Origin of the sequence: Streptomyces sp. CG4 (assembly GCF_041080655.1) — a bacterium.
Taxonomy (GTDB): domain Bacteria; phylum Actinomycetota; class Actinomycetes; order Streptomycetales; family Streptomycetaceae; genus Streptomyces.
This window is the reverse complement of the sequence record NZ_CP163525.1, coordinates 3917277-3932001: the sequence shown is the minus strand read 5'-3', so window position 1 is coordinate 3932001 and position 14725 is coordinate 3917277. Positions and strand designations below refer to the sequence as shown.

The 14725-nt window shown below is 71.4% G+C and carries 14 protein-coding genes and 1 pseudogene; 8 read left to right on the top strand and 7 right to left on the bottom strand.

Annotation, left to right across the window (positions count from 1 at the left end; translation table 11 throughout):
• Positions 1-84 precede the first annotated feature (84 nt).
• Both AB5L52_RS17720 and AB5L52_RS17715 read right to left on the bottom strand, forming a co-directional pair.
• Complete coding sequence (locus AB5L52_RS17720) at positions 85-966, bottom strand: hypothetical protein (RefSeq protein WP_351021589.1); 882 nt, start codon at positions 964-966, stop codon at positions 85-87.
• 155 nt (positions 967-1121) lie between these two features.
• Positions 1122-1926 (bottom strand): annotated as a pseudogene (locus tag AB5L52_RS17715) (glycoside hydrolase family 3 N-terminal domain-containing protein); the annotation flags it as partial.
• Positions 1927-2064: 138 nt separating this feature from the next.
• Here AB5L52_RS17715 and AB5L52_RS17710 point away from each other — a divergent pair.
• Entirely contained in the window at positions 2065-2424 is a 360-nt protein-coding gene (locus AB5L52_RS17710) for a YciI family protein (RefSeq protein ID WP_351021587.1), read from the top strand.
• Positions 2425-2543: 119 nt separating this feature from the next.
• Complete coding sequence (locus AB5L52_RS17705; protein ID WP_369368914.1) at positions 2544-3773, top strand: RNA polymerase sigma factor; 1230 nt, start codon at positions 2544-2546, stop codon at positions 3771-3773.
• Positions 3774-3920: 147 nt separating this feature from the next.
• On the opposite strand, the gene AB5L52_RS17700 is transcribed toward AB5L52_RS17705, so the two are convergent.
• The gene (locus tag AB5L52_RS17700; protein ID WP_351021585.1) at positions 3921-5084 is read right to left on the bottom strand and encodes a methyltransferase domain-containing protein; all 1164 of its coding nucleotides are present in this window, start codon (positions 5082-5084) and stop codon (positions 3921-3923) included.
• A 90-nt stretch (positions 5085-5174) separates the two neighbouring features.
• On the opposite strand from AB5L52_RS17700, the gene AB5L52_RS17695 reads away from it, so the two are divergent.
• The 4 genes from AB5L52_RS17695 to groL all read left to right on the top strand — a co-directional run bounded on the left by AB5L52_RS17695 (position 5175) and on the right by groL (position 9426).
• The gene (locus AB5L52_RS17695; protein ID WP_351021583.1) at positions 5175-6161 is read left to right on the top strand and encodes a polysaccharide deacetylase family protein; all 987 of its coding nucleotides are present in this window, start codon (positions 5175-5177) and stop codon (positions 6159-6161) included.
• Positions 6162-6226: 65 nt separating this feature from the next.
• Positions 6227-7027 (top strand): polysaccharide deacetylase family protein, encoded by an 801-nt coding sequence (locus AB5L52_RS17690; RefSeq protein WP_351021670.1) that lies wholly within the window; start codon positions 6227-6229, stop codon positions 7025-7027.
• Between the two features lie 341 nt (positions 7028-7368).
• Complete coding sequence (groES, locus tag AB5L52_RS17685; protein WP_020132158.1) at positions 7369-7677, top strand: co-chaperone GroES; 309 nt, start codon at positions 7369-7371, stop codon at positions 7675-7677.
• A gap of 123 nt (positions 7678-7800) precedes the next feature.
• Entirely contained in the window at positions 7801-9426 is a 1626-nt protein-coding gene (gene groL, locus AB5L52_RS17680; RefSeq protein WP_351021581.1) for a chaperonin GroEL, read from the top strand.
• Between the two features lie 70 nt (positions 9427-9496).
• Here the strand turns inward: groL and AB5L52_RS17675 are convergent, their stop codons facing one another.
• The 3 genes from AB5L52_RS17675 to AB5L52_RS17665 form a co-directional block, all read right to left on the bottom strand.
• Entirely contained in the window at positions 9497-10204 is a 708-nt protein-coding gene (locus tag AB5L52_RS17675; protein WP_351021579.1) for an ester cyclase, read from the bottom strand.
• A 75-nt stretch (positions 10205-10279) separates the two neighbouring features.
• The gene (locus tag AB5L52_RS17670; RefSeq protein ID WP_351021577.1) at positions 10280-11053 is read right to left on the bottom strand and encodes an SDR family oxidoreductase; all 774 of its coding nucleotides are present in this window, start codon (positions 11051-11053) and stop codon (positions 10280-10282) included.
• A 109-nt stretch (positions 11054-11162) separates the two neighbouring features.
• The gene (locus AB5L52_RS17665; RefSeq protein ID WP_369364964.1) at positions 11163-11831 is read right to left on the bottom strand and encodes an MOSC domain-containing protein; all 669 of its coding nucleotides are present in this window, start codon (positions 11829-11831) and stop codon (positions 11163-11165) included.
• Positions 11832-11911: 80 nt separating this feature from the next.
• Between AB5L52_RS17665 and AB5L52_RS17660 the strand changes: the two genes are divergently transcribed.
• The gene (locus tag AB5L52_RS17660; protein ID WP_351021573.1) at positions 11912-12811 is read left to right on the top strand and encodes a LysR family transcriptional regulator; all 900 of its coding nucleotides are present in this window, start codon (positions 11912-11914) and stop codon (positions 12809-12811) included.
• A 152-nt stretch (positions 12812-12963) separates the two neighbouring features.
• On the opposite strand, the gene AB5L52_RS17655 is transcribed toward AB5L52_RS17660, so the two are convergent.
• Positions 12964-13293 carry a WhiB family transcriptional regulator gene (locus tag AB5L52_RS17655; protein ID WP_351021571.1) on the bottom strand — a complete coding sequence of 110 codons (330 nt, stop codon included), beginning with the start codon at positions 13291-13293 and terminating at the stop codon, positions 12964-12966.
• Positions 13294-13673: 380 nt separating this feature from the next.
• Here AB5L52_RS17655 and AB5L52_RS17650 point away from each other — a divergent pair, with 380 nt between their 5' ends.
• Positions 13674-14285, top strand: a complete 612-nt coding sequence (locus AB5L52_RS17650) for a response regulator transcription factor (RefSeq protein WP_003948568.1) — start codon at positions 13674-13676, stop codon at positions 14283-14285.
• Positions 14286-14725 lie beyond the last annotated feature (440 nt).

Sequence of the window (14725 nt, the reverse complement as noted above, 5' to 3'; positions counted from 1 at the left end):
CTTCCTGCGGGGAGATGCAGGTGCAAGGCCTGCCCGGCGCTCCACAGAAACCCCGCCCCGGTTCTCCGGGGCGGGGTTTCGCGTTCAGCGGCGTCCGGCCTCCTGCGGACGGGCCGCCTCCGGGCTCGCGGCCTGCGGGACCGTCGCCGCCCGCCGCTCCTTGAGGTGCGCGTACCCCATGAGGCCGAACAGCACCGTGAGCAGCACCGCCGAGGAGCCCTGCGTCCCCAGATCCAGACCGCCCTTGGCGACCGGCTTGGTCAGGAGGTCACCGGCCGTGGCGCCCAGCGGGCGGGTCAGCACGAACGCGATCCAGAACAGCAGGACGTTCGGCACCGCCGGGACCCTCATCAGGGCGACCAGCACCAGCAGGACGCCGGTCACCAGGGCCGCACCGCCCAGATAGCCCAGGCCCGAGCTGTCGGACAGGAAGTCGCCCATCGAGGTGCCGAGAGTGTTGGAGACCAGGATCGCCGCCCAGAACAGGGCCTCGCCCCGGAACGTGACGATCTCGGTGATCTGGAAGGTCATCCCGCTCAGCTTCCAGCCGAGGAAGATCAGCAGCAGGAGCGAGATCAGGATCGCGGCGCCCTCCGGGTAGCCGAGTCCCAGTCCCTGCGGGCCCCAGCCGAGGTGTGTGGCGCCGTTCGAGAGGAACTTCGCGCTGGCGTCCCGGTTCATGAAGTCGGACATGGTGGTGCCGGCCATGGAGGTCGACAGGATCACGGTCCAGTAGAAGAACGGGTTGTAGCGCCGGGAGCGCAGCTGCACCACCAGCGTCACCACGAACACCAGGAACAGGGCGATGGTGGTGAGGAAATAGCCGAGCTTGAGCGTCTGGGCGAACAGATCGCCCGCGGTCTCGCCCAGGGTCGTCGCCGCGATCTTCATGATCCAGAACGCGAGGGTGACCTCGGGCAGCTTCTTCATGACGGACTTCGTCGTCACGGACTTCGTCGTCGTCAAAGGTGCTCCTGCCGGGTGTGGGGGGTGATCGTTTACGGCCCGACCCTGCCAGGGGCAACCTGAAACCTTCCTGAACGCCCGCGTCAGGGGTCTTGCGGAAGTACGTTCGGTGTGCTTCCGCCGTGGCTCAATACGTTCCACCCGGCCCCAGGCGTTCAATCGGCTCCCCGGGACACCTCCACCTCGCACCGCAGCCGCAGGTCCGCGCCCACCACCCGTACCGGCCCGGTCAGCCGGAGCCGGACCGTGTGCCGTACGTCCGTGCTCGACGCCGCCGGCCGCAGCTCCAGTGCGCCCGGTTCCACCACCCGGGCCCCCGTGCGGTCCGTGAAGGAAGACAGATCGACGTGGAAGCGGAAGGTCAGCCGGCGGGACTCGCCGGGGGAGAGCGTGATGCGCCGGTAGCCGATCAGGCGGACGTCGGGGCGGGTCACGCTCGCCACCGGGTCGTGCAGGTACAGCTGGACGACCTCGGCGCCCGCGCGGTCGCGCGTCCAGCAGACCCAGCTCGCACTTCTGCGTCAGGACCCGCCGGGCCGCCCGGTCCACGAGCGCGTGCGGGATCCGGCCCTGGTGTACGGCGGTGACGAGCGGTGCGCCGTAGCACTTCGGGGTCGGCAGCTCGACGTCGACGCCCGCGGCCGGCGCCAGCTGAGCCGCCGCCGCCTCGTCCGCCGCGACCCGGTGCAGGGTCTGCAGGAAACCGATGCCGACGTAGTCCGCGACCACCGTGCCGGTGAAACCCCACTCCTCGCGCAGCAGTTCGGTCAGCAGCCGTGGATCGGCGGAGGCGGGCACGCCGTCGGTCTCGGTGTAGGCCGCCATCACCGAACGGGCCCCGCCCTCGCGCAGCGCCATCTCGAAAGGGGGCAGGGTGATGTCCGCGAACTCCCGCACGCCCGCCCGCACCGGGGCCGGATTCCGGGCCCCGGCCGAGGACGCGTACCCGGCGAAGTGCTTGAAGCCATGGAGGTTCCTCGCAAGGGTCTGCTGAAAAATTCTTCGAAGAAGTCCGGCGTGTGTGTCGATCCGGGTGTCTGTCGTTCGACGCAAGGGGTGAGAGCGGGGAACGGCCCCGCCCGCACCGAAGGAGTCACCATGCCGCGTTACCTCTCCATCGTGAAGATCGACGAGAGCACCGTCCCTCCGGAGGGCCCCAGCCCCGAGCTGATGGAGCGGATGGGCGCCCTGATCGAGGAGATCACCAAGGCCGGCGTCATGCTCGACACCGCCGGGCTGACCCCGCAGAGCCAGGGCAAGCGGGTCAACTGGGAGGGCGGGAAGCTCAGCGTCACCGACGGGCCGTTCACCGAATCGAAGGAGGTCATCGGCGGGTACGCCCTCATGCAGTGCAAGGACATGGACGAGGCCCTGGAGTGGACCAAGCGGTTCGTCCGGACCCATGAGGAGTACTGGACGGTGACCTGCGAGGTGCGGGAGATCGCCGAGGCCGAGTGATCGGTGGCTCCGTAGCCCCGGAGGGTGTTGCATGGTGGGCTGTGGAACCACAGCCCACCGCGCCGCGCTCCGCCGCACCGCAGGCCCCCGCGGCCCCCGCGGCCCCCGCGGCTCTCGCCCTGGAGACCGTCTTCCGCCTGGAGTCGCCCCGCGTCGTCGCCGGTGTCGCCCGGATCGTCCGGGACGTCGGCATCGCCGAGGAGCTGGCCCAGGACGCGCTGGTCGCCGCCCTGGAGCGGTGGCCCCGCGACGGTGTGCCCGACAACCCCGGCGCCTGGCTCATGGCCACCGCCCGGCACCGCGCCGTCGATCTGATCCGCCGCCGCGAGACCTACGCCCGCAAGCTCGCCGAGCTCGGCCGGGACCTGGAGACGGCCCCGCCGTCGTACGACGCGCCCGCCGACCCGGACGACATCGACGACGACCTGCTGCGGCTCGTCTTCACCACCTGCCACCCGGTGCTGTCCGCCGAGGCCCGCACCGCGCTCACCCTGCGTCTGCTCGGCGGTCTGTCCACGGCCGAGATCGCCCGCGCCTACCTCGTCCCGGAGCCGACGATCGCCCAGCGCATCGTCCGCGCCAAACGCACCCTGGCGAAGCAGAACATCGCCTTCGAGGTGCCCTGCGGCCCCGACCGCGAGAGCCGTGTGGGCTCCGTCCTGGACGTCATCTACCTGATCTTCAACGAGGGGTACGCGGCGACCGCCGGCGACGATCTGCTGCGCCCCGGCCTGTGCGAGGACGCGCTGCGCCTGGCCCGCGTCCTGTCCGCGCTGATGCCCAAGGAGGCGGAGGTGCACGGCCTGACCGCGCTGCTGGAGTTCCAGTCGTCCCGCACGGCTGCCCGCACCGGGCCCGACGGCGAGCCCGTCCTCCTCAAGGACCAGAACCGCCGCCGCTGGAACCGCATGCTGATCGCCCGCGGCATCCGCGCCCTCGACCGCGCCGACGCCACGGCGACCGGGGCCCCGGGCCCGTACGCCCTCCAGGCGGCCATCGCCGCCTGCCACGCGCACGCCCACGCCTACGAGGACACCGACTGGCGCGCCATCGCCACCCTGTACGGCCTGCTGGCCGTCCGTGCCCCGTCGCCGGTGGTCGAGCTGAACCGCGCGGTCGCCGTGTCGATGGCCGACGGCCCGGCCGAGGCCCTGAAGCTGGTGGACGCCCTGGCCGCCGAGCCGGCCCTGCGCGACTACCACCTGCTGCCCAGCGTCCGTGCCGACCTGCTGGCCCGGCTCGGGCGTACGGCTCAGGCGCGGGCGGAGTTCGAGCGGGCGGCCGGCCTGGCCCGCAACGAGAAGGAGCGCGCACTGCTGCGGCGCCGGGCCGCTGAACTGCCGTCCTAGGACCTAGGCCCTGTCGTCAAACTCCCGCCTGCCCGGCGCCTTGCGATCGCACGCTCCCCCACGCTCGGCTTCGCTCGCGCGGGGGGACCCCCATCGCCGCCGCCGGGCCCGCCCTACGGGCGAACGACGGGAGTTTGACGACAGGACCTAGGCGGGACGTCCCACGAGCATCGTGGGTGCCCCCGCGACCCGGGTGAGGAACACGGTCGCCGCGTTCGGCCCCTGCGGTTTGACCTTCTTGCGCAGTTCCTCCGGCTCGACGGCCGACCCGCGCTTCTTCACGGTCAGCGTGCCGACTTCGCGCTCCCGCAGCAGGGCCTTCAACTTCTTGACGTTGAAGGGGAGTTGGTCGGTGATCTCGTAGGCGGAGGCGTACCGGGTGGGCCGTAGCGCGTCGGCGGTGACGTAGGCGATGGTCGCGTCGACGAGGCCGCCGTCGACCTCCTCGGCGACCTCGGCGACCAGATGGGCGCGGATGACGGCGCCGTCGGGCTCGTACAGATACCGCCCGACGGGCCGGACCGGGGGATCGGGCAGCCGCTTGCCGAGGAGCGTGCGCGGGCCGGGCAGCAGCGTGGCGCGTACGGCGCCCGGCGCCCCGGTCCCGAACCACACCACCGCCTCCTTCACGTCCCCGCCGTCCGAGATCCACTCGGCCTCGGCATCGGCGGGCACGGCCTCGTGCGGAATGCCGGGCGCCACCTTCAGCGCCGCGTGCGGTGCTGCGCGGGCGGCCTCGACGGCCCAGGACAGGGGCGGGGAGTAGGCCTCGGGGTCGAAGATCCTGCCGCGTCCGCCGCGCCGGGCGGGGTCGACGAACACGGCGTCGTAGCCGCCGGTGTCCACCTCCGTGACGTCCGCCTCCCGCACCTCGATCAGCTCGCCCAGCCCCAGTTCCTCTGCGTTCGCCCGCGCCACGGCCGCCGTCAGCGGGTCCCGGTCCACGGCGAGCACCCGGATGCCCGCGCGGGCGAGCGCGATCGCGTCCCCGCCGATCCCGCAGCACAGGTCGGCCACGGAGGTCACACCCAGGCCCTTGAACCGCTCCGCTCGGTAGCTCGCCACCGTGGTCCGCGTCGACTGCTCGACCCCGTTCGGCGTGAAGAACATCCGCCCCGCGTCCGCCGCGGTGAACTTCGCCGCCGCCCGCTGCCGCAGCCGGGCCTGGCCGAGCGCGGCCGACACCAGCTCGGCGGGGTGGTCGCGGCGCAGCCGGGTGGCGACGGCGAGTTCGTCCGCCGGGGCGGTGTCGCGGACCTCGTCGAGGAGGGCGCGGCCTTCGGGGGTGAGGAGCAGAGCGAGGTCGTTCACCGGGTCATTGTGGGCCAGTCGGTGGATCGTCGCCTTCCGGCGGCGGTGTCGGCCCGGCCGCCGGAGTCCGGGCTGGGAGGATCCGGCACCATGCGAGCAGTCGTACAAGACGATGAAAACGCTACAAGAAGGTCATTTTTCGGTCGTCTGGTCCGGAGCTGCGGAGCCGTCGCGCTTGCCTCCGCCGCCCTCCTCTCCGGCTGCGCCGGCGGCGCCGTATCCCACCCCGCGCCCAGCCAGGGCGGCTCCGGCCAGGGCGGTCCCAGCCAGGGCGGCCCCGCTGCATCCCGCCCCGCGCCCGGCCATGGCGGCCCCGGGCAGGCCCTGAGCCCCGAGGCCCGGCGGACTGCCGCACACGCCCAGCTGGTCGCCGCCGCCAAGCGCTGGGGGCTGGACCGCGCGCCGCTGGCGCCCCCGCCGCCGCCCGCGAAGAAGCCGCGGATCACCGCCCGGTCCGGCTTCGAGGTGGACCACCAGGAGGACTGGAATCTGCCCCCGGTCTTCACCACGATCCCCACCCAGCAGAAGATCGTCTTCCTCACCATCGACGACGGCTCGAACAAGGACCCCAGGTTCCTGCGGATGATGCAGGACCTGAAGATCCCGTACACCGCGTTCCTCAGCAACTACCTGGTCGAGGACGACTACGGGTACTTCCGCACGATGCAGTCCTACGGCCACACCCTCAACAACCACACGCTGCACCACCCCTACCTGCCGGCGCTGTCCTACGAGGACCAGAAGACCGAGATCTGCGACATGCAGGACATCATGGAGAAGCAGTTCGGCAAGCGCCCGACGGTCTTCCGCCCGCCCTACGGCAACTACAACCAGGACACCCTGCGCGCCGCCAAGTCCTGCGGCATCAAGTACGCGCCGATCTGGAACGAGGAGGTCTTCGTCGACCACTGGGAGTACCGCGAGGACGACCAGAAGATGCGCCGCGGCGACATCGTCCTCACCCACTTCCGCGGCCGCTCCGACTGGAACGGCACGATGATCGACGACATGCGCCGCTTCCTGAACAAGGTCACGCGCGAGGGCTACGCCGTGGCCCGCCTGGAGGACTACCTGTGAGGCCGGGGAGGCGCCCGCGGGCGGCGCGCACGCGGACCGGCTGCGGGCGCCGCCCGTGCCGCCGCCTGGCCGCACTCCTCGCCTCGGCCCTCCTCCTCGGCGGCTGCGCCCAGTCCGTCGACCCCATCGAACGCCTCGGCAAGAAGGCCGCCGAGGGCGTACGCCCGCACGGCCCCACCCCCGACCAGAGCTTCCGACGCTGGGGCCTGGCCGAGCCCCTCGCCCGCCCGCCGCGCCCCGCCGCCCGCGCCCTGGCCCTCGCCCCGCAGACCGGCGGCCGCGCCCTGCCCCGCGTCGTCGACCACGTCCCCACCCGCGACCGGGTCGTCTTCCTCACCTACGACGACGGCGCCGAGCAGGACCCCCGGTTCGTCGACATGGTCCGCGAACTCCGGCTGCCGGTCAGCATGTTCCTCACCGACAGCGCCGCCGGCCCCGGTTACGGCCACTTCGCCCGCCTGCGCAAGCTGGGCGCCGGCATCCAGAACCACACCCTCGACCACCGCACGCTGGCCGGACTGCCGTACGCCGGACAGCGCGCCGAGATCTGCGGCCAGCAGAGCAGGCTCAGATCCCGCCTCGGCGTACGCGCCCGTCTCTTCCGCCCGCCGTACGCCTCGTACGACACCACCACGCTGCGCGCGGCGGCCGACTGCGGCATCTCCGCGATCGTCCTGTGGCGCGCCGCGATGACCCCGACGGACCTCGTCTACACCCACGGCACACACCACCTGCGCCCCGGCGACATCATCCTGGTCGGCCCGGACGAGACGACGGGGGTGTCGTCGCGCGAGCGCACGACCCGGGTCCTGCGGAGGGTGCAGCGGCGGGGGCTGACGGTCGGCAGGCTTGAGGACTATCTGTAGGGCGCTTTCCGGGGCAGGCCCGCAAGAACCGGCCTGCCCGGTGCTGGGGGCGAGGCCGTTCAGGCCGAAGCGGGGGTGTGGCGGCGGCAGCCCCCGGCGACGGCGGGGCGGCACCGTGCGCCAAAAGGGACCGCGCGCCGACAATCTTCGGCCGACGCGCCGCAGGGATTGGCACTCCGCTTGACCGAGTGCTAACTCCCGCCATAGTCTCGGCTCTGGCACTCCGCAGGTGAGAGTGCCAAAACGCGACGGGCAGGTCCGGCACCCGCGACGACGGATCGACCTGGTCGCCACCTCAGACAGTCAAACCCCGTGAGATCTCCGAAGGGGGAGGTCGGATCGTGACGACCACCAGCTCCAAGGTTGCCATCAAGCCGCTTGAGGACCGCATCGTGGTCCAGCCGCTCGACGCCGAGCAGACCACCGCCTCTGGCCTGGTCATCCCGGACACCGCGAAGGAGAAGCCCCAGGAGGGCGCCGTCCTCGCCGTGGGCCCGGGCCGCTTCGAGAACGGCGAGCGCCTGCCGCTCGACGTCAAGGTCGGCGACGTCGTCCTGTACAGCAAGTACGGCGGCACCGAGGTGAAGTACAACGGCGAGGAGTACCTCGTCCTCTCGGCTCGCGACGTGCTCGCGATCATCGAGAAGTAATCACCTCGAGCAAACCTTTGCTCCTGAGCTGCGCCCCTGGCCCCCGCGACCGATAACGAAGCCGGGCGTCCGGGGCGCAGTTGTCTTTCCACCCATTAGCTTTCCGAGAGGGCTCCCGCTGTCATGGCGAAGATCCTGAAGTTCGACGAGGACGCCCGTCGCGCCCTCGAGCGCGGCGTCAACAAGCTGGCCGACACGGTGAAGGTGACGATCGGCCCCAAGGGCCGCAACGTCGTCATCGACAAGAAGTTCGGTGCCCCCACCATCACCAACGACGGTGTCACGATCGCCCGTGAGGTCGAGATCGAGGACCCGTACGAGAACCTCGGCGCGCAGCTGGTGAAGGAGGTGGCGACCAAGACCAACGACATCGCGGGTGACGGCACCACCACCGCCACCGTGCTCGCCCAGGCGCTGGTGCGCGAGGGCCTGAAGAACGTCGCCGCCGGCGCTTCCCCGGCCGCCCTGAAGAAGGGCATCGACGCCGCCGTCAAGGCTGTCTCCGACGAGCTGCTGGCCACGGCCCGCCCGATCGACGAGAAGTCCGACATCGCCGCCGTCGCCGCGCTGTCCGCCCAGGACCAGCAGGTCGGCGAGCTGATCGCCGAGGCGATGGACAAGGTCGGCAAGGACGGTGTCATCACCGTCGAGGAGTCCAACACCTTCGGTCTGGAGCTGGACTTCACCGAGGGCATGGCCTTCGACAAGGGCTACCTGTCGCCGTACTTCGTGACGGACCAGGAGCGCATGGAGGCCGTCCTCGACGACCCGTACATCCTCATCAACCAGGGCAAGATCAGCTCCATCCAGGACATGCTGCCGCTGCTGGAGAAGGTCATCCAGGCCGGCGCCTCCAAGCCGCTGCTGATCATCGCCGAGGACGTCGAGGGCGAGGCCCTGTCGACCCTGGTCGTCAACAAGATCCGCGGCACCTTCAACGCCGTCGCGGTGAAGGCCCCCGGCTTCGGCGACCGCCGCAAGGCTATGCTGCAGGACATGGCGGTCCTCACCGGCGCCACGGTCATCTCCGAGGAGGTCGGCCTCAAGCTCGACCAGGCCGGTCTGGACGTGCTGGGCTCCGCCCGCCGCGTGACCGTCACCAAGGACGACACCACGATCGTCGACGGCGCCGGCAAGTCCGAGGACGTCCACGGCCGCGTTGCGCAGATCAAGGCCGAGATCGAGAACACCGACTCCGACTGGGACCGCGAGAAGCTCCAGGAGCGCCTCGCGAAGCTGGCCGGCGGCGTGTGCGTGATCAAGGTCGGCGCCGCCACCGAGGTGGAGCTGAAGGAGAAGAAGCACCGTCTGGAGGACGCCATCTCCGCGACCCGCGCCGCGGTCGAGGAGGGCATCGTCTCCGGTGGTGGCTCCGCGCTGGTCCACGCCTCCAAGGTCCTTGAGGGCAACCTCGACAAGACCGGCGACGAGGCCACCGGTGTCTCCGTGGTCCGCAACGCGGTCGTCGAGCCGCTGCGCTGGATCGGCGAGAACGCCGGCCAGGAGGGCTACGTCATCGTCTCCAAGGTCAAGGACCTGGACAGCGGCCAGGGCTACAACGCCGCCACCGGCGAGTACGGCGACCTGGTCAAGGCCGGCGTCATCGACCCGGTCAAGGTGACCCGCTCCGCCTTGGAGAACGCCGCCTCCATCGCCTCCCTGCTGCTCACGACCGAGACCCTGGTCGTCGAGAAGAAGGAAGAGGAAGAGCCGGCCGCCGCGGGCCACGGCCACGGCCACGCCCACTGAGCCAAGCGCTCCTGAGCGAAGGCCCGGCGCCCCTTGCGGGGTGCCGGGCCTTCGCCCTGTCCGTCCAGCCCTAGTGCTCCAACTCGTCCAGTGCGCCCAGCTGTTGCATCAGCCCGAGCTGGTCGTGCTGCCACCAGGTCTCGGCGATCTTGCCGTCGCCGCGGAACCGGAACAGCGTCATCCCGGTCATGGTGACCAGCCGGCCGGTGGCCGGGATCCCCAGGAAGTCACCCTTGTGCGTGGCGTTCCAGGTCCACCGCGCGCAGGCCCGGTCGCCCAGCGCGAACACGTCCTCGACCGTGAACGTGAAGTCGAAGCCGCCGCGCCACATCCGGTACTCGCTCAGGGTGTTGTCCAGCCCGATGGTGTCGCTCGGATTCACCGGGTCGTGGCTGTGGATGTCCTCGTCCAGCAGATCGTTGAGCGGCGGCAGTTCACCCGGCGCCTGAAGCACCGCGAAGAACCGCCGTACGGTGTCCTCGGCCAGCCGCTCGTCGCGTACGACGTCCAGATCGGTGAACGTCGGTGTCTCGTCGCACAGGGCGACCAATCCCTGGAAGATCTTGTCGGTCTCCGGGAGGTGCGAGTTCCGCATCGCCTCCTCGTAGGACGGGAACTCCACCACTTCGACGATGTGCGACGCGTCCGAGCGGTCCTTGCCGACCAGCGCGTGCGTCGCCGTCCGCTTCCCCTTGGTCTGTGCGACCCAGTCGTCCATGAGCCGGTTCATCTCGTCCAGCCGGCTCGTCCTGCACTCGATGAGCTGCACGAAGGTCATGACGCCGCCTCCCGGCCCCCCTGACCCGGATGTCCACCCCCATCTTCGCACCGGGACGGCAGCGCCACCCGTTCGCTACTGCGGCCCGTACTTGCGTCCGGTGCGCGAGGAGATCCCGCCCATCAGCCCGCGCGGGGCGACCTTCACCAGGCCCATCAGCGCCTTGTAACGGGGGTCGGGGATGGACAGCGACTTGCCGCGCGCCAGATCGGCCAGGGCCGTCGCGACCAGCTTGTCGGCGTCCAGCCACATCCAGCCCGGGATGTTGTCGGTGCCCATCCCGGCCCGCTGGTGGAACTCGGTGCGCACGAAGCCGGGGCACAGCGCCATCAGCCGGACACCGCTGCCGGCCAGGTCCCTGGCCGCGCCCTGGGTGAACTGCACGACCCATGCCTTGGAGGCGCCGTAGGTGCCCCGCGGTACGAAGGCGGCCACGGAGGCGACGTTGACGATCCCGCCCCGGCCGCGCTCGCGCATCGCCCCGGACGCCGCCGAGGTCAGCCGGAGCACCGCCTCGCAGTGCACCTTGAGCATTTTCAGCTCGTCGGCCATCGGGACCTCCAGATAGCGGCCCTTGTTGCCGAAGCCGGCGTTGTTGACCAGCAGGTCGACCGGGTTCTTCCGGTCGCCGAGGCGGTCGGCCACCGTCTCGATGCCCTTGTCCTCGGACAGGTCGGCGGTCAGCACCTCCACCTCGATGCCATGCCGGTCGTGCAGTTCGGTCGCCTGTTCGCGCAGCCGTCCGGTGTCCCGGGCCACCAGGACGAGGTCATGCCCGTCAGCCGCCAGCCGCCGCGCGAACGCGGCACCGATCCCCGCGGTCGATCCCGTAATCAGAGCCGTTGTCATGGCCCAAGGGTAGTGACCCGGAGCCGGGGCGTCCGCTGCCCGCGGGCCCGGGCGCCGCGCGCGCGTCCGCTGTCCGTGGGGCCCGGGCGGCCGTCCGGCCGACGGCCTTTCAGCCCTCCTGCTCGGCCACGTACTTGCGCGCCTTCGCCAGTGCCTCCGCGGGCAGCGCCTCGCCCGCCGCGAGCAGTCGCGGCAGCAGTTCCCGCTCGGTGGTGACCGCGCGGAACTGCATCGCGACCGTCACCCCGTGGTCCGGCCGGTGCACGATCTCGACCGGGTCCCCCGCCCGCACCTCGCCCGGTTCGATCACCCGGAGGTAGGCGCCCGTTGCGCCCTTCTGCGTGAATCTCCTGACCCAGCCGCGCTCGCCCACATGGCCCTGGAACGTGCGGCACGGGATCCGGCCCGAGGTCACCTCCAGCACCACCTCGGCGCCGATCCGCCAGCGCTCGCCGATCAGCGCCCCGGACAGGTCCAGGCCCTCCGTGGTCAGGTTCTCCCCGAAGCAGCCGTTGCCCAACGGCCGGCCCGTCTCGCGCTCCCAGGCGTCGAGATCCTCGCGCGCATAGGCGTACACCGCCTGGTCGTCCCCGCCGTGATGCCGCAGGTCGCACACCGCGTCCCCGGCCAGCCCGCTCGCCCCCACGCCCTTGGGACCCGGCGCCGTCACCCGCACCGGCCCGTCGACCGGACGCTTGTCGATGCCTGTCACACCGTCCGCCTGGTCCGTGTACGCCACCGGCCGGGGCCGGCCCAGATTGACCGAGAGAACCTTCATATCCGCACGGTACGACACCCCGCCTCAAAGCGCCGACCGAATATCGCGCGCCATCTCCAAGCGAGTCTTATACTCGAAGGGTGATCGAGGCCCGTCATCTCCGTGTCCTGCGTGCCGTCGCCGCCACCGGCTCCTTCTCGGCGGCGGGGCGCGAACTGGGCTGTACCCAGCCCGCCGTGAGCCAGCAGATGAAGGCCCTGGAGACCTCGGTCGGCACCCCGCTGCTGGTCCGCAACGGCCGCGAGATGCGGCTGACCCAGGCCGGGGAGGCCCTGGTCAGGCACGCCTCCGGCATCCTCGCCGGGCTCACCGCGGCCGAGGAGGAGGTCGCCGCCATCGCGGGCCTGCGGGCCGGCCGGGTCCGGCTGGTCTCCTTCCCCAGCGGCAGCTCCACCCTGGTCCCCACCGCACTGGCCGCCCTGCGCGCCGCCCACCCCGGCACCCGCGTCTCCCTGGAGGAGGCCGAGCCTCCGAAGTCCGTGGAGCTGCTCCGCGAGGGTGACTGCGACCTGGCCCTGGCCTTCCGCTACGAGGGAGCGGCGGTCGCCGAGGACTGGGACGACCTGGTCGTACGGCCCCTGTTGACCGACCGCCTGGTCGCGCTGGTGCCCGAGCGGCACCGCCTCGCCCGCGCGGAGGCCGTCGCCATCGGCGAGCTGGCCCAGGAGCCCTGGATCGCGGGCTGCCCGCGCTGCCGCGGCCAGCTGGTCGAGGTGTGCGAGGGGGCCGGTTTCACCCCGCGCATCGACTTCGCCACGGACGACTACCCGGCGGTGGTCGGCCTGGTCGGCGCGGGCCTCGGAGTCGCGGTCCTGCCGCAGCTGGCGGTGGAGTCGGTACGGCCCAGGGGTGTGCGCACGGTGCGGCTGGAGCCGGCGGTGCGCCGCGAGATCGTCGGCCTCACCCTGCCCGACCTGGCACAGGTCCCGGCCGTGGCGGCGACGCTGGAACAGCTGGCCCGCGCGGCCGGTCGCTCCTAGAGGAGGGCGCGGCAGCGGGCGCGCGGCGGCAGAGCGCAGCGGCAGAGACGAGGGCACGCGCGTGGTGATGCGGCGTGCCCTGGTGGAGGGAAAGAGCGCACCCGGCGCGCCGGGGAGTCACTCGACACGCCAGGAATTGCAGAAACGTTCCTTCAGTGGTTCGGGGCGGTGTCCGCACCGGCGGCCGAGGCCGTCACCAGGCGGTTGCGTGCGCGCCCCATCAACTCCTCACGCTCGTCCTCGGTCAGGCCGCCCCACACGCCGTACGGCTCGCGCACCGCCAGCGCGTGCGCCGCGCACTGTGCGCGCACAGGGCACCTCATGCAGACCTCCTTGGCCGAGTTCTCGCGAGCGCTCCGAGCCGCCCCGCGCTCGCCCTCCGGATGGAAGAAGAGCGAGCTGTCCACACCGCGGCAAGCAGCCAGCAGCTGCCAGTCCCACAGGTCCGCGTTCGGTCCGGGAAGGCGGGAGAAATCTGCCATTACGTGACCCCTTGTAGCCGTTCTGAGCGGATACGGTGCCATCGACCGTACATCTCCGGTCTAAGGAGATGAAAATATGACTCATTGCGAATCTAGCCTCGGACACCATGAAACGGGAAGAAAAGCGGCCAAATGGGGCATAGTTGTGATGAAAAGTTGAGGGTCTGTCGGCCATGTCTGCACCGTGTCGAGACCCTCACGTAGAGTGCCGAAGACGGCATGTAGCCCCGTAACTCTTTCGAGTGACCGTCGTTGAGAGTGCGGAGGCGGTTGAAAACACAAGCGCTCGGGCAGGCGTCCGAGACGGTCGACCGCACAGGTGACGATTCCGTACCAGCCTGGAGGCTCAAGGTGACGCGCATCAGCTGCGGAGGGCGGTCATGACATCCGTCCTCGTCTGCGACGACTCCCCGCTTGCCCGAGAAGCGCTCCGCCGCGCGGTGGCGACCGTGCCCGGTGTCGAGCGCGTGACGACGGCGGCCAACGGCGAGGAAGTCCTCCGCCGCTGGGGCGCCGACCGTTCCGATCTCATCCTGATGGACGTGCGCATGCCCGGCCTGGGCGGCGTGGAGACCGTGCGCCGTCTGCTGTCCGCCGACCCCGGCGCGCGCATCATCATGCTCACCGTCGCCGAGGACCTCGACGGCGTGGCCCTCGCGGTCGCCGCCGGTGCCCGTGGCTACCTGCACAAGGACGCCTCGCGCGCGGAGCTGCGGGCCACGGTCACGCAGGCCCTCGCCGACCCGACCTGGCGACTGGCCCCGCGCCGGCTCCGCTCGGCCGAGATGGGCGCCGCGCCCACGCTCACCGCGCGTGAGATCCAGGTGCTGGAGGGCATGAGCCACGGCCGCTCCAACGCCGAGATCGGCCGCGAGCTGTTCCTCTCCGAGGACACCGTCAAGACGCACGCGCGGCGCCTGTTCAAGAAGCTCGGCGCCTCGGACCGGGCCCACGCCGTGGCGCTCGGCTTCCGCTGGGGACTGGTCCGGTAGGCGGTGCCCAGCCCTGCGGGGCAGGCGGGACCGGCCGTCACCGGGCACCACACCCGGAGCCGGACGCGTGTCCGCCTCACCTGGCAGCAGCCGGGCGCGCCATCGGCGCCCGAACCGTCCACGGAAGCAGACCCGGCACGCCCCACGGGGTGTCCGGGCCGTCCGCCCACCCGGGAGTGTCCGGGCCCGTACGGCCCCCCGCACCACGACCCGCCCATCCGCCTGCCCGCTCGCGGCTCGGTGCCGGGCTTTTCAGGTGCCGACGGGCCGGGGCTTGGCGGGTGCGGGGTACGGCCGGGTGCGACGGGGTACCGGCCGGACGAGTGCGCTCCTTGCACCAGAGGCGTGTCGCGGCGGTGCGTCGATGCGCCTCGGGCGTGCGTGGCGCGGTATTCCGATGTGCCTCGGCGTGTGCGGGGCGGTGTCGCCGTGAGGTGCCG

What these genes read in the sequence shown, in the direction of transcription:
- AB5L52_RS17710 (WP_351021587.1), top strand. Translation starts at nt 2,065, where the DNA reads ATGCCGCGTTACCTCTCCATCGTGAAGATCGACGAGAGCACCGTCCCT.
- AB5L52_RS17695 (WP_351021583.1), top strand. Translation starts at nt 5,175, where the DNA reads ATGCGAGCAGTCGTACAAGACGATGAAAACGCTACAAGAAGGTCATTT.
- groL (WP_351021581.1), top strand. Translation starts at nt 7,801, where the DNA reads ATGGCGAAGATCCTGAAGTTCGACGAGGACGCCCGTCGCGCCCTCGAG.
- AB5L52_RS17675 (WP_351021579.1), bottom strand. Translation starts at nt 10,204, where the DNA reads ATGACCTTCGTGCAGCTCATCGAGTGCAGGACGAGCCGGCTGGACGAG.
- AB5L52_RS17670 (WP_351021577.1), bottom strand. Translation starts at nt 11,053, where the DNA reads ATGACAACGGCTCTGATTACGGGATCGACCGCGGGGATCGGTGCCGCG.
- AB5L52_RS17665 (WP_369364964.1), bottom strand. Translation starts at nt 11,831, where the DNA reads ATGAAGGTTCTCTCGGTCAATCTGGGCCGGCCCCGGCCGGTGGCGTAC.
- AB5L52_RS17655 (WP_351021571.1), bottom strand. Translation starts at nt 13,293, where the DNA reads ATGGCAGATTTCTCCCGCCTTCCCGGACCGAACGCGGACCTGTGGGAC.
- AB5L52_RS17650 (WP_003948568.1), top strand. Translation starts at nt 13,674, where the DNA reads ATGACATCCGTCCTCGTCTGCGACGACTCCCCGCTTGCCCGAGAAGCG.